Raw genomic sequence first — 12947 nt, 5'->3', positions numbered from 1 at the left:
CTCAGGCCTGTGCGCCCGCCGGAGGGCACCAGAGCCACCTGGTTTTCGTTGGCAAATTTCACCAGCGCCTGCACCTGTTCCGTCGTCTTGGGTAGAACAATGGCCACGGGCTTGGGTGGATAGATTTTCGTCCAGTCCTTGCCGTAATTGTCCAGGTCGGCCGCATCAGTCAGCACTTTTCCGGGGGTCTGGCCCACTTCCATCAGGGCTTGAAGGGAGGCAACGATCTGTTCAGGATTCATGGATAGTCCGGTCTCGCAAAGGGTTAATCAGGGCGTCGACAGGCAGAGTTGATTCAGGTGGTCCGACGCGCTGTGAAAATCTGCGTTTATGGTATCATACCGCCCCTGTTCTGTGAGCCCGCCCGCCAACAGCGGTCCTCACGGGTCATTTCATGTGACGAAAGGTTCGGAAGCAAGCCCATGTCAAATACGTCTCTTGAAAAGAGCAAAATCCGCATCCTGCTGCTGGAAGGCGTGCACCAGTCCGCCATTGATACCCTGAACGCTGCAGGTTATACCAACATCGAATTCCTGACTCATTCGCTGGCCGAAGACGAGCTGGTGGAGAAAATCGCCGACGCTCATTTCGTGGGTATCCGCTCACGCACCCAGCTGACCGAGAAGGTGTTCGACGCTGCCCAGAAGCTGGTAGCGGTGGGCTGTTTCTGCATTGGCACCAACCAGGTTGATCTTCAGGCGGCTACCCGTCGCGGTATCGCTGTTTTCAACGCACCTTTCTCCAACACCCGCAGTGTGGCGGAGCTGGTTCTGGCCCAGGCGATTCTTTTGCTGCGCGGCGTACCTGAGAAAAACGCCAAGGCCCACCGTGGTGAGTGGCTGAAATCCGCCAAGGACAGCTACGAAATTCGTGGCAAGAAGCTCGGCATCATCGGTTATGGCAACATCGGCACCCAGTTCAGTGTGCTGGCCGAGGGCCTGGGCATGGACGTGTACTTCTACGACGTGGTGTCCAAACTGTCCATCGGCAACGCCACCCAGGTAGGCACCCTGCAGGAATTGCTCAACACCTGTGATGTGATCAGCCTGCACGTTCCCGAAACGCCGTCCACCAAGTACATGTTCAAGGCCGAGCAGTTTGCCCAGATGAAGCCGGGCAGCATCCTGATGAACGCCTCCAGGGGCACAGTGGTAGACATTGACGCCCTGGCCGATGCCCTGGGCAGTGGTAAGCTCCTGGGTGCCGCCATTGATGTCTTCCCCGTTGAGCCCAAGTCCAACAACGAAGAGTTCATTTCCCCGCTGCGCGAGTTCGACAACGTGATCCTGACTCCGCACGTCGGTGGCTCTACCATCGAGGCCCAGGAAAACATTGGTCGCGAAGTGGCAGAAAAGCTGGCCATGTACAGCGACAACGGCACGTCTGTTTCATCCGTGAACTTCCCGGAAGTGGCCCTGCCCTCACATCCGAACCAGCACCGCCTGCTGCACATCCACGAAAACGTGCCGGGCGTGATGTCGGAAATAAACCAGGTGTTCTCGGAAAACGGCATCAACATCTGTGGCCAGTACCTGCAAACCAAGGAAGACATTGGTTACGTGGTGATCGACGTCGACAAGGAGTACGGCGAGCTGGCACTGGAGAAACTGCTGAAAGTCAAAGGTACCATCCGCTGCCGCGTTCTGTTCTGATCCAGACCGTATTTCAGCACCGGGAAAAGCCGGGGCCAACAGGTCCCGGCTTTTTTATGGCCAAACGGGCCAACTCCGGCACATGACCTCTTATTAATCCGCTTTTACGACGTTTGACCTTGAGATGTCATCAGATGCAGCCATGATGGAAGTGAACGCTTTAACATTGCATCCAACATTCACTCCAAGGAGCATCTCATGTCACTGAAGGAGTCATTGCAGAAAAAACTGGAAACCCAGACCGAGTACTGGAGCAAACAGATCCAGAGCCTGCAGGCCGATGCTGAAGAAAGGATGGCAAAAGCCCAGGACGACCAGGCAGAGGCTGAAATCCAGAAAGATTTCTCCGAGCGCATTCAGGCGCTGGAGGAACACGTCGAAGAAGCACGCAAGAAGATATCGGAAATCCGGGATTCAGGGGAAGATCAGTTGCGGGATCTGAAGGCAAGGATTGACGAGTGGCTTCCCGGGGGCAATAAGTAAGGACTGCCTTCCTCGCTACGACAAAAAGCCCGGTGCCACCGAAAGTGCGGCACCGGGCTTTCTTATTACTGCATTGGCACCAGTGTCAGCTCAACGCGGCGATTTTGCTCGCGTCCGCTCTCGGTGTCGTTGGAGGCAATCGGGTAGCGCGGGCCGTAACCCGTCGCCCGTGTCCTCTTGGGTTCGATACCCTGATTCAAAAGGAAGTCCCTTACTGACCCAGCGCGGCGCTCACTCAACAACTGGTTGTAATCCCGTGAGCCAGTGCTATCGGTATGGCCTTCGATCTGAATAATGGTCTTGTCAAACTCCTTCAGCACCAGCGCCACGGATTCCAGCGTGTTGCTGAAAGACGGCTTTATGGAGGACTGGTTGACGTCGAAGGTGATGTTGCCCGGCATGACCAGTTCAATTTCGTCGCCATTGCGCACAACGCGAACACCGGAACCCTCGAGCTTGCGGCGCAACTGCGCTTCCTGCTTATCCATGTAGTAACCGATACCACCACCGATGGCCGCACCGGACGCGGCACCAATCAGTGCGCCTTTGCCACGGTCACTGCTGCTGGAGGTTGCAGCGCCAACAGCGGCACCACCGATGGCCCCGATAATGCTGCCTTTCGTGGCGCTAGAGGTTTTCTCCTCACCGGTGTAAGGATCGTATGTCATACAGCCGCCAAGACCCACGGTGGCGACGGCAAAAGCTACAATCGTTTTCTTCACGGCATTCTCCAAAGTCTTTCCAAGGTATGACTGTTCGCGGCATGGTGCCGCCATTGGCTTTCCTTAACTGGCCTCAGACAGAGACCCGTCATGGTCGTTTTCAAACGTATCCACAATGGTATTGAATACGGTTGCCTGTAAATCCTGGGCTTCATTTACAAGATGATGACGCCCATCCGGTATCCGGAGTTCCTCCACGGAGGAAAATTTATTGCGGATAATCCGCAGATTGTGCTGCCAGTCTACCGTCAGGTCCTTTTCCCCCTGCACCACGGTAATGGGAAAATCGACCGGGCGGGCGGACTCAATATGCGGTACCCACTGCCGTAATGCAGAAACCCAGTCCACATGTACGGCTCTGGCCTGTAGCGGATCGTAGTCCCTGAGGAACTTCAGGAAACGCGAGTTTCCACTGTTGGCCCCAAACGCCCGTCGCCATCGCGATATAAAGGGCTTTACCAGGCTGTGCAGAACTTTGGCCCCCAGCCAACCCATCGGCCTGATCAACGGTGCCAGCAGTACCACCCTGCGAAAATCCGAAGTTTCCCGGTCGTGATGGTTGGTCAACAGGTAGTCAATCAGGATAGCCCCGCCGGTGCTCTGCCCGACCGCATACCAGGGCTCCCGCACGTGACGCCTTACACTGGCCATGACATCCGTCAGCACGGCCTGATACTCGAGAAAACTACCAATCGCCGCCGGTGTGCCACTGGACAGCCCGTGCCCGGGCTGATCATAGGCAAGTACATCAAAGCCCGCCCCCAGGCAACGGTCGATCAACTGGCTGTATAACCCTACATGGTCAAAGTAGCCATGCAGGATAAACACCGTGCCCCGGGGCTTGCGTTGATCCGGGAGGCGAAAATAGTGGACCATCACCTGGTGCCGGTCCGCCATCACATAACCCTGGCGATAGCTGACCTCCGGGTGTTCCACCCAGAGATCGAGGCCGTAGAACCGGCAGTAGGCCACCATATCCTCGCTGAGTTGTTCCTGGCTTTCAGGCTCGAAGGGCGACATTCGTTCAAGTAACGACGCCCTGTCCCAGTTCGGAATTTCTATGGTATCTGTTTTCCAGTACACGTAGAGTTAAACGCCTGTCATGAATGGGTATGAAAATCGCAGTGTGTCTGCACTAAGCTTGGTGCTTAGATTAGCACACCACAACCCCGGAGTTGCCGATGATACAAACCGCCCTGGAAGCCGGCCTGCGCCAGACCATGAACCGACTCGTTCGTCCCCTGCTGCACCCCGCGATTCCCATTGCCCTGCAACGCCGTTTGATCAGCAAGGCCTACCTGACATCGATTCCGCCACGTGGCACCCGGTTTGAAGACATCCAGGCAGAAGGGCTTTCGATCACCCGGGCCTGTCACAGCGACAACCCCCATGGGGTCATACTGTATTTCCATGGCGGTGGTTACATCATCGGCTCGCCAAAAACGCACAAGGGAATAACCGGCCACCTGTCGAAATTCAGCGGTGCGATGGTGGTTACTCCTGACTACCGACTGGCACCGGAGAACCCCTTCCCCGCAGCACTGGACGATGCCGAAACGGTTTACCGCGCTTTGCTGGACGAAGGGCATCCGCCTGCAACCCTTTGCCTGGCGGGCGACTCAGCCGGCGGCGGACTCGCCGTAGCCCTGGCCATGCGCCTGCGCGACAAAGGCCTGCCCTTGCCCTCCTCGCTGATGGTGCTGTCGCCCTGGACGGATCTTTCCCACCAGCACCTCTATTCGCCTGAATGCGAGCCAGTCCTGCAAAAACCATGGATCGACAAGTCCGCACGCCTGTACTGCGGCAACACTCCGCCGTCCGAGCCTCTCGTTTCACCCGTATTTGGCGACTTTTCCGGCCTTCCACCGTTGCTGATTCAAGTGGGCAGCCAGGAAATCCTGCTGAACGATGCCCGGCGCCTGGCGGATGCGGCCAGCCGTGACAGTGTCGATACACGTCTGGAAATCTATAACGGCCTCTGGCACGTTTTCCAGGTCCACGCGGGGCAGCTGGACCGGGCCACCGAGGCCCTGCAGACCGCTGGAGCGTTTATTCACCAGCATCTGGCGAGCTGACCGGGAGGACAACATCCCCACGAATCAGCGCTTCCTTCTGCCTGCGCGGCCATTGTTTGATCTGCCACTCAAGTTTCGAAGCCGTCGCCCTGTCCGTCGTCTCGGCGGAGAATGCGAGCTCAAGGGGACCTTTGCCCCACAGGCTACGGGCCCCTTTTGGAGCACCTGCCTGGTGTTCGGCAAAGCGCCGCGCTACATCGGTTGTGATCCCCGTGTAGAGAGCTCCTTTGGCGGTCCGTACCATGTAGATGAACCACCGACTCATACCGATGAAGCCCTCTCCATTGCCTCCCGGGTTTTACGTTGCTGAATCCACAGCCCCGCAACGATCAACACCAGACCAACGTAGGTGGATGGCAGAATGATCTCCCCCAGAATGAAATAGATGAACACCAACGACAGGAACGGTGAGATAAAGATGAGGTTGCTGACCCTGGCGGTGTTTTCAGCCTTTTTCATGGCGTAGGACCAGAGCACAAAGGCAATTCCCATTTCGAACACGCCAACGTAGGTGGCCGCCAACAGGCCCGTTGTGGGGCTGAAATCGAAACCATCCGTGACCCCGCAAATCACCACGATCACCGGAAGACCGCAGAGAAAATTCAGGAACAGACCGACCACCGGATCCCGGGTATCCCGAGTCGCGATAATCCAGTAGGACGCCCAGACCAGGGTACTGCCGATAGCCAGGCCCACACCAAGAGGGTCGGAGAACGTCAGCGACAACACGTCGCCACGGGTTGCGATAACGACGACCCCGCTATAGCAAATCAACCCGGCGATGATATCGGCACGTCGCAGCCTCTGCCCCAGAAAGGGCACCGACAGATAGGCCAGCACCAGCGCCCAGGTGTAATTCAGAGGTTGCGCCTCCTGGGCAGGCAGCCGGTCAAACGCACCAAACAACAGGAAGTAATAAAGACAGGGGTTGATAAGCCCCATACCGAAAGACTGCAGATACTGGCGACGCGACAGTTCAAAGACCAGGTGCCATCGCCGTTGTGCGACCAGAATAAGCGCCATCACTATGACCGACGCGGAACAGGCGACCACCAGCATCTGGACCGGGGTCAATTCCCGCAATGACAACTTGAATGCGGTAGCCACCGTTGACCAGAGCAATACGGTTCCAAGGCCGTATAGCATGGCCTGTTTCTGGTTAGTCATAAGCAGTGTCCTTTTCCGCGTCAAGCCAGCGATAGAGCGTACGACGGTTTACCCCGAGTATCTGGGCCGCACGGCGTTTATTACCCTCAACCGCATCAATAACGCGCACCACATAGTCCTGCTGGACCTGCTCCAGCGTGGGCCAATCCGCCAGGTTTCCGGACGGCAGTACCGGCCGGCCCTCAGCAGACTCTGTCTGGCGCTTGCGGATACGAGCCGGCAGATGTTCCGGCAACACCACATCACCGTCGCAGAAGGTCACCGCCCGTTCAATCGCGCTGGCCAGTTCCCTGACGTTGCCGGGAAACGGGTAATCCGCCAACATTCGCGCAGCCACTTCGCCCAGTTGCAGGAATCCGCGCTGGTGACGCCGGGCGGAATCCCGCAGGAAATGCATGGCAAGCAGATCCACATCGTCATCCCGTTCCCTTAATGGCGGCACCATCAAGGTCAGGGTTTCCAGGCGATAGTAAAGGTCCTCGCGGAAGCCACCCTGCTCAACGGCCTTGACCAGGTCCTGATGGGTAGCCGCAATAACACGCACATTGACGGCCTCTTCGCGGTCAGAACCCACCGGCTTGATCGTGCCTTCCTGCAGCACACGCAATAATTTCGCCTGAAGAGCGAGCGGCATCTCGCCAATTTCGTCCAGCAGCAGCGTGCCTCCGTCCGCTTCGGCAAACAGCCCCCTGCGGGCGGATTTTGCGCCGGTAAACGCACCGGCTTCGTGGCCGAAAAACTCGCTTTCCATCAGCTCATGGGGTATGCCCGCGCAGTTGACCGGTATAAACGGTCCCTGGCGACGCTCGCTCTCGTCGTGAATGGCCCTGGCAACCAGTTCCTTGCCGGTGCCACTCTCGCCACTCACCAGGACGGCCGCCTGGCTACGAGCCACCTGTCGTATTTCGTTCCTCAACCGCTCCATCGCCCGGCTCTCGCCCACCAGCCCCAGCGCACTGTCGCTTTCACTCTGGGATTTGTAACGTGCGAGTTCACTGGTCACCGCCGCATGGGCCAGCAGGCGTTTGATCTTCAGGCGAAGATGGTCGGTGGACAGTGGTTTGGTGAGAAAATCATCGGCACCGGCCTTAAGCGCCTCTACCGCCTGATCAACCGTGCCGAAGGCAGTGATGATGACAAAGGGCACAGAGTGGCTTTCGGCCTGCAGTTGCCGCAGTATTGCCAGGCCGTCGCCATCCGGCAATCGAAGGTCCGACACAATCAGGTCCGGGCGCCATTCCCGCAAGCCATTGCAACCTTCCTCAACGGTTGCCGCACTGCGTACCGCATAACCATCCACCTCAAGCTCCTCTGACAGAAGCGTCCGCAAACTGGCGTCGTCTTCCACCAGCATGATCGAAGCGGGCCTAGCTTTCATGATGGGCCTCCGTCGACTCCACGCGTTTCTCATACACCGGCCAGAACGTTGACATCCGGCACCCGCCGTCCGCGTTCGTGCCAACCTCAATCCGACCACCATGCTCCTTGATCACACTGCCGACCACCGCAAGCCCCAGACCGGTTCCCTCACCCGCCGCACGGGTACTGAAAAAAGGCTCGAAAATCCGTTCCCGCAACGAATCATCGATGCCCGGGCCGTCATCATCCACCCGCAACTCCCAGTGTCCGTCGAGGGGAATAACAGACACGATCACCTGCGAGCGGGCCGCTTGGCACGCGTTGCGGACAAGGTTTAGGCAGGCCATTTCGAGGCGGGTTGGCTCGGCCAGAACGCCGGCACTGGCCTCTGGGATATCGGTACAGATCTCAACGCCATGGCACTTGGGCTCGTCGCAGGCGCGCGCGGTCAGTTCGCGAACGGTGGCCGCCAGATCAGTTTCCCGGCGGGAGTCTGGCACATGACGAAAACAGTCAAGCAGTTGCTGGATAATCAACGTCATCCGCTCGACCTGATGTTCGATATCCTTCAGGTGTCGTCGGTCACTGTCCGCCAGCTCTCCCCGCCCAAGGATATTGGCGCGACCCTGGATGACATTCAGTGGCGCACCCAGCTCATGGGCAACGCCACCGGCAACCCGCCCGATCATGGCGACCTTCTCCTGATACTTCAGCTGCTCAGACAGTTCCCGCTCGCGTTCAACGCTCTCCCGGATTTCATTTTCCGCAATCGCCATACGGGCGCCCATGTCCTGCAACCCTTCGTGGATCTGCCTCAGTTCCCTCGGCCCCGCAGGAGGCCCATCAATCTGCCAACGGCCGGGTGCCATCCGTTCCATCAATTCCAACAGCCGGCTGACATGGCGACCGACGGCACCGTAATGCCCCAGGACCAACCACCAGAATGACCATCAACGACACCACTGACCAGATACTCACTGCCCAGATCCGGCTCGACGCCACCAACTCATGAAAATCGCTACGCTTGCGGGTTACCTGAAGCAACCCCTGAATCCGACCGTCCGGGGCAACCAGCGGCGTGAATTGCGAGAACACCGACACCCCGTCGACCCTGCGAAATGCGCCGTCCAGCTTGCCGCTGGCGATCGCTCGTTCGGCACTGTCGCTCCGCGTAACATCACTGTCCGCAACACCGAGGCTGGCGATCTGCTGCCCGTCTTCATCAAACACCGAGGCACCGAAAACCCGGCCGATACGGAAGATGGATTTCAGCGACTCCCCCAGAACAATTTCATCGCCATCGGACATGGCCTGGGACAGAGGACCACTGACCGCCCGGGCCACAAGCTCCAGATCCTCCCGCAAACGGTCGTTCAGGTTACGTTCAACCGCACCGAGCCCTGCATAGATGGCAACCCCGCTGAATATCATCAACGGTACGACCATGCTCAGCACCAAGGTCAGGCGCAGCGATCGAAACATGTCCCGCGCTCTTGATACAGGCGTTTTCATAGTGCGCTCCGACAAAGTGTCACACAGGTATGCCACATGTGACATTTAGCCACAATGCACATTACGCAACGGTAACACCAAACAACCAACAAGATACTGTTTTTATTGATTTTTATAGAAATAAAAAAGCTGGCACAGAGCTTGATTAGACCACACCAACGTTCGAGGAATCGCATTCCTTTCAACGTCAGACTGCATTCGAGAACACCGTGCAGTCCCTTCAACGCAAAAGGAGAACGCCATGAACAAACTTCTCATCTCACTGACCGCATCCCTGGCACTGCTGGCAGCGGGCCCCGCACTGGCGCAGGAAAATCAGCAAAGCCCGGAAGCCACCAACCCCAACGGCGGATACAGTGATCCCGCCTCAGCCGGCACCCAGAAAACCAACTTTACCGACGCGGAACTGAAGCAATTCGTTGAGGCCCAGGAAGGCATCAACAATATCCGCGATGAGTACATGGAGAAAATCGAAGCGGCTGATTCCCAGAAAAAGGCCCAGGAACTGCAGATGGAAGCCAACGATGAGATGGTGACAGTGATTGAGGATTCGGGCATGGATATCCCCACCTACAACTCCATCGCTACCGCTTACAACAGTGAACCTCAGGTTCGGAATCGTGTTGATGCACTGATGTAAGCCGTTTCCCACATTGGTTGCTTCAGGCCCTGCTATTGCAGGGCCTTTTTGATTCTGCAAACGAGGTCGCGATGGCCATAATCAACGTTGATTGTGGTATCTTGTCGGCATGATTTTGTAGAGACCAATGGAGACAAACCATGCGAAGATTCTGCCGCGGGCTAACCCCATTGCTCTTGACGGTTATGCTTGTCTTGGCAGGATGTTCGGAAAGCCCGGCACCGGTGTCGAGTGGCGACGATGATAAGAAGCCGTCCTACCCCGTAACCTGGCGCTTTGCCCTTGAGGAAATTGAAGGCAGCGTACAGCATCGTTACGCCCTTGAGTTCAAAGACCGCATCGAACGCATATCCGATGGCAACATCCTTGTTGATATTTTTCCCTATGGCTCTATTGGCACGTCCACTCCAACTGACGGATCTGGTTCAGGAAGGTTCAGTCCATCTCGCTTTCGCTTCCCCCGGCCACCTGGCTAACGTTATTCCCGAGGTGGGCGTGTTCACCCTCCACTATCTGTTGTCTGATGACGACGACGTAAATCGTCGCGTGCTCGCCAGCGATGATTTGGAGCAGCTCTTCCACGAGCCTTACGAGGAGCAGGGTCTCAAGCTTCACGGTTTCGTACCCGAGGGCTGGATGGTGTGGACCGCCAATAAGCCGTTGCGAAGCCCTGCGGATTTCGACGGACTCACCATCCGAACCATGACGTCGGACATCGCTGAAGAGACCTACAAAACCTATGGCGCAACGACCAGCCAGGTCCCTTTTTCGCAGGTCTACAGCGACCTTCAGTTACGCCGCATTGACGGCCAGGCCAACCCTGTTTTCGCCATTGAAGAGATGGGATTCTACGAGGTCCAGGGTGTGATGACGTTTGCCAGCCCCGCCCAGTTTGTCACCTCCGTGGTTTCCAATACGTCGTGGTTTGACGCCCTTCCGGAAGACCAGAAACTCTGGCTGGAAGATGCTATGGATGAGGTTGCACCGCTGGCTTACGAGGTACAGGCTGAGCTCAATGCAAGCCGCCTCAATACCATCACGGAAAACAGCAGCATCCGTGTAGTTGAATTGACCGAGGAGGAGCGGAACCGCTTCCGTGAGGCCAGCCGGCCAGCCCGCGAGGCCTATATAAGGATGGCTGGTGAGCGTGGAGCAGACATTCTGGACCAACTCCTGACAATGGTCCGCACAAAAGAGTCCGCAATACCGGCAACGGACACGACAGCCCAATAGCGCTATTCAGGCACCAGCCAGCTGCTGTTCAATGACAGGCCCAGACAGCGATCACCGGCAACCGCATCCATCATCTCCGCAAGCCGGGTGTCGAATCCCCAGGGCGGGTTCACCACCAGCACTCCGGACCCGGACATTCCTCGTTGCGGCGCCCGGTTAAGCGCAACTTCGCTGCACAGCACCTTGCGTACGGGCCCCTCAGACACCGCATCCTTTAACCGCTTGTGGGGGAAACCCGCCAGAATCGGATACCAGATCAGATACACCCCATGACGGCATTTCTGCCACGCTCGCGCCAAGGTGTTCGCCACCGCTTCATAGTCGCTTTTGATCTCGTATGAAGGATCCGTCAGCACCAGCAACCTTGGTTGCCTGGGCGGCAGATGGCGAAGCAACCCCTTTAATCCATCCTCCTGAAAGACCCTGACCCGGGAATGCCTGGCAGCCCACTGCCCCAGGGTTTTGCCTTCTGCAGGGTGCAGCTCGAAGGCGGTCAGGGTGTCCTGCTCCCGCAGGTAACGGAGGAACCAGCGCGGCGACCCCGGATAGCTCGCCAATTGCCCGTCCTTTCCCTCCCCCTCGGCCAACCCGCTCAGGATGGCCTGCCAGTCGTCGGAATGCAGCTCGGCTCGACGTGGCCAGACCTTCTGAATCCCGTCGGCGGCTTCGCCGGTTTTAAGCGCCCTATCTCCCGCAAGATCGTAGCTGGCACTACCGGCATGAGTATCGAAGCAGGCGATAGCAGACGATTTGGCCTGCATCATCCTGACCGCAAGCGTTAAGGCAGCGTGCTTGTGAACATCGGCAAAATTACCGGCATGAAACGCGTGGAGGTAACTCAGCATTACAGACTCCTGACGAAAGGGGTACCATTAGGCTACAGCAGGAGCAGCGTTGGCAAACATTTCCAACAATCCGGGATCTCTCTGTCCAATCATCTCCCTCTGCCGAGTAAACCCCAGCCAACCAACAAAATTGAAAATCATTCTCACATTCATTGCAACCGCCCACCCGCCCTCTATAATGCGAACAATAATACGTTTTATTTAATGAACAGCGAAAGGACATCGAAATGACCCTGCTCCCAGAAGCATCACGCATTCCCGTGGCACTCGCTATCTCCGCGACGCTGCTGACAGCCTGCAGTAGCGGCGACGAGACCGCATCCACATCCGCGGCAGCCGAAGAGCCGGCGGCAGCAGAAGCCATCACCAAATCCGATGTCGTGGAACACTACGCCGACCTGGCCCATGCAAACTTTGAAGACGCACTGACCGCCGCGCAGTCCCTCGACAGCGCAGTAGACACCTTCCTGGAAAGCCCGACCGAAGAAAACCTGCAGAAAGCAAAACAGGCCTGGCTGGCTTCCCGGGTGCCCTATCAGCAGACCGAGGTGTTCCGCTTTGGTAACGCCGTGGTTGATGACTGGGAAGGTCAACTGAATGCCTGGCCGCTGGACGAAGGCCTGATCGATTACGTCAAAGAAGACGGCTACCAGTACGAATTGGGCAACGAAGGCGCTACCGCAAACATTGTTGCGAGCACGGAAATCAATATTGGTAGCACGACGGTCGATGCTTCCAGCCTGACACCGGACCTGCTGGCAGAGCTGAACGAAATCGGAGGCTCGGAGGCCAACGTGGCCACCGGGTACCATGCCATTGAATTCCTGCTGTGGGGCCAGGACCTGCACGGCTTTGATCGCGGCGCCGGACAACGCCCTGCGACGGACTACGTCCAGGGAGAGGAGTGCACCCATGGCAATTGCGACCGCCGCGCCGCCTACCTGGATGCAGCGACCGATCTGCTGATCACTGATCTCGAATGGATGGTTGCACAGTGGGCACCGAAACAGGAAGACAACTACCGCTCCCAGCTGCTCGCCGAAGCGCCGGACGAGGCCATCCAGAAAATGTTTTTTGGCATGGGCTCCCTGTCCCTGGGTGAGCTGGCTGGTGAGCGCATGAAAGTCGCCCTGGAAGCCAACTCCTACGAGGATGAGCACGACTGCTTCAGCGACAACACCCACAATTCCCATTACTACAACGGCCAGGGCGTGGCCAACATCTACTCCGGCAGCTACACCCGGATTGACGGTTCTGAA

15 protein-coding genes are annotated in these 12947 nt (G+C 57.5%); 6 read left to right on the top strand and 9 right to left on the bottom strand.

Annotation, left to right across the window (positions count from 1 at the left end):
- Window positions 1–242, bottom strand: a 242-nt coding sequence (locus ACOQPU_RS00075) for an FAD-binding oxidoreductase (protein WP_420640441.1), incomplete at its 3' end; no start/stop codon positions are given.
- A gap of 180 nt (window positions 243–422) precedes the next feature.
- Between ACOQPU_RS00075 and serA the strand changes: the two genes are divergently transcribed.
- Window positions 423–1652 carry a phosphoglycerate dehydrogenase gene (gene serA, locus ACOQPU_RS00070; protein WP_036209606.1) on the top strand — a complete coding sequence of 410 codons (1230 nt, stop codon included), beginning with the start codon at window positions 423–425 and terminating at the stop codon, window positions 1650–1652.
- Window positions 1653–1850: 198 nt separating this feature from the next.
- Complete coding sequence (locus ACOQPU_RS00065; protein WP_420640440.1) at window positions 1851–2135, top strand: hypothetical protein; 285 nt, start codon at window positions 1851–1853, stop codon at window positions 2133–2135.
- A 65-nt stretch (window positions 2136–2200) separates the two neighbouring features.
- Here the strand turns inward: ACOQPU_RS00065 and ACOQPU_RS00060 are convergent, their stop codons facing one another.
- Together ACOQPU_RS00060 and ACOQPU_RS00055 are read right to left on the bottom strand one after the other, a co-directional pair.
- Window positions 2201–2857, bottom strand: a complete 657-nt coding sequence (locus ACOQPU_RS00060; RefSeq protein ID WP_040474632.1) for an OmpA family protein — start codon at window positions 2855–2857, stop codon at window positions 2201–2203.
- Between the two features lie 63 nt (window positions 2858–2920).
- A complete protein-coding gene (locus tag ACOQPU_RS00055) occupies window positions 2921–3940 on the bottom strand; it encodes an alpha/beta hydrolase (protein ID WP_420640439.1) in 1020 nt (339 codons plus the stop codon).
- A 98-nt stretch (window positions 3941–4038) separates the two neighbouring features.
- Between ACOQPU_RS00055 and ACOQPU_RS00050 the strand changes: the two genes are divergently transcribed.
- A complete protein-coding gene (locus ACOQPU_RS00050; RefSeq protein WP_420640438.1) occupies window positions 4039–4932 on the top strand; it encodes an alpha/beta hydrolase in 894 nt (297 codons plus the stop codon).
- Here ACOQPU_RS00050 and ACOQPU_RS00045 read toward each other — a convergent pair.
- Genes ACOQPU_RS00045 through ACOQPU_RS00025 form a run of 5 tightly spaced genes read right to left on the bottom strand, consistent with a single transcriptional unit; the run spans window position 4907 to window position 8970 of the window.
- Window positions 4907–5197: a GIY-YIG nuclease family protein gene (locus ACOQPU_RS00045; protein ID WP_420640437.1), complete on the bottom strand. Its 291-nt coding sequence runs from the start codon at window positions 5195–5197 to the stop codon at window positions 4907–4909. The genes ACOQPU_RS00050 and ACOQPU_RS00045 overlap by 26 nt on opposite strands.
- On the bottom strand, window positions 5194–6099 hold the full coding sequence (locus ACOQPU_RS00040) for a DMT family transporter (RefSeq protein WP_420640436.1): 906 nt from the start codon (window positions 6097–6099) through the stop codon (window positions 5194–5196). Before ACOQPU_RS00040 ends, ACOQPU_RS00045 begins: the two co-directional genes overlap by 4 nt.
- Entirely contained in the window at window positions 6092–7477 is a 1386-nt protein-coding gene (locus ACOQPU_RS00035; protein WP_420640435.1) for a sigma-54-dependent transcriptional regulator, read from the bottom strand. The genes ACOQPU_RS00040 and ACOQPU_RS00035 overlap by 8 nt, the downstream gene beginning before the upstream one ends.
- Entirely contained in the window at window positions 7467–8336 is an 870-nt protein-coding gene (locus tag ACOQPU_RS00030) for a sensor histidine kinase (RefSeq protein WP_420640434.1), read from the bottom strand. Before ACOQPU_RS00030 ends, ACOQPU_RS00035 begins: the two co-directional genes overlap by 11 nt.
- Window positions 8302–8970, bottom strand: a complete 669-nt coding sequence (locus ACOQPU_RS00025) for a hypothetical protein (protein ID WP_420640433.1) — start codon at window positions 8968–8970, stop codon at window positions 8302–8304. Before ACOQPU_RS00025 ends, ACOQPU_RS00030 begins: the two co-directional genes overlap by 35 nt.
- Window positions 8971–9211: 241 nt before the next feature.
- Here ACOQPU_RS00025 and ACOQPU_RS00020 point away from each other — a divergent pair, with 241 nt between their 5' ends.
- On the top strand, window positions 9212–9610 hold the full coding sequence (locus tag ACOQPU_RS00020) for a DUF4168 domain-containing protein (protein WP_420640432.1): 399 nt from the start codon (window positions 9212–9214) through the stop codon (window positions 9608–9610).
- 354 nt (window positions 9611–9964) lie between these two features.
- Window positions 9965–10843: a TRAP transporter substrate-binding protein DctP gene (gene dctP / locus ACOQPU_RS00015; protein WP_420640431.1), complete on the top strand. Its 879-nt coding sequence runs from the start codon at window positions 9965–9967 to the stop codon at window positions 10841–10843.
- Window positions 10844–10845: 2 nt separating this feature from the next.
- Here dctP and ACOQPU_RS00010 read toward each other — a convergent pair whose 3' ends face one another.
- Complete coding sequence (locus ACOQPU_RS00010) at window positions 10846–11688, bottom strand: 23S rRNA (adenine(2030)-N(6))-methyltransferase RlmJ (protein ID WP_420640430.1); 843 nt, start codon at window positions 11686–11688, stop codon at window positions 10846–10848.
- Between the two features lie 287 nt (window positions 11689–11975).
- Here ACOQPU_RS00010 and ACOQPU_RS00005 point away from each other — a divergent pair.
- Window positions 11976–12947, top strand: a 972-nt coding sequence (locus ACOQPU_RS00005; protein WP_420640442.1) for an imelysin family protein, incomplete at its 3' end; no start/stop codon positions are given.

Origin of the sequence: Candidatus Leptofilum sp. (assembly GCF_965223285.1) — a bacterium.
In the GTDB taxonomy this organism is placed as follows: domain Bacteria; phylum Chloroflexota; class Anaerolineae; order Promineifilales; family Promineifilaceae; genus Leptofilum.
This window is presented reverse-complemented; position numbering and strand designations above follow the sequence as displayed.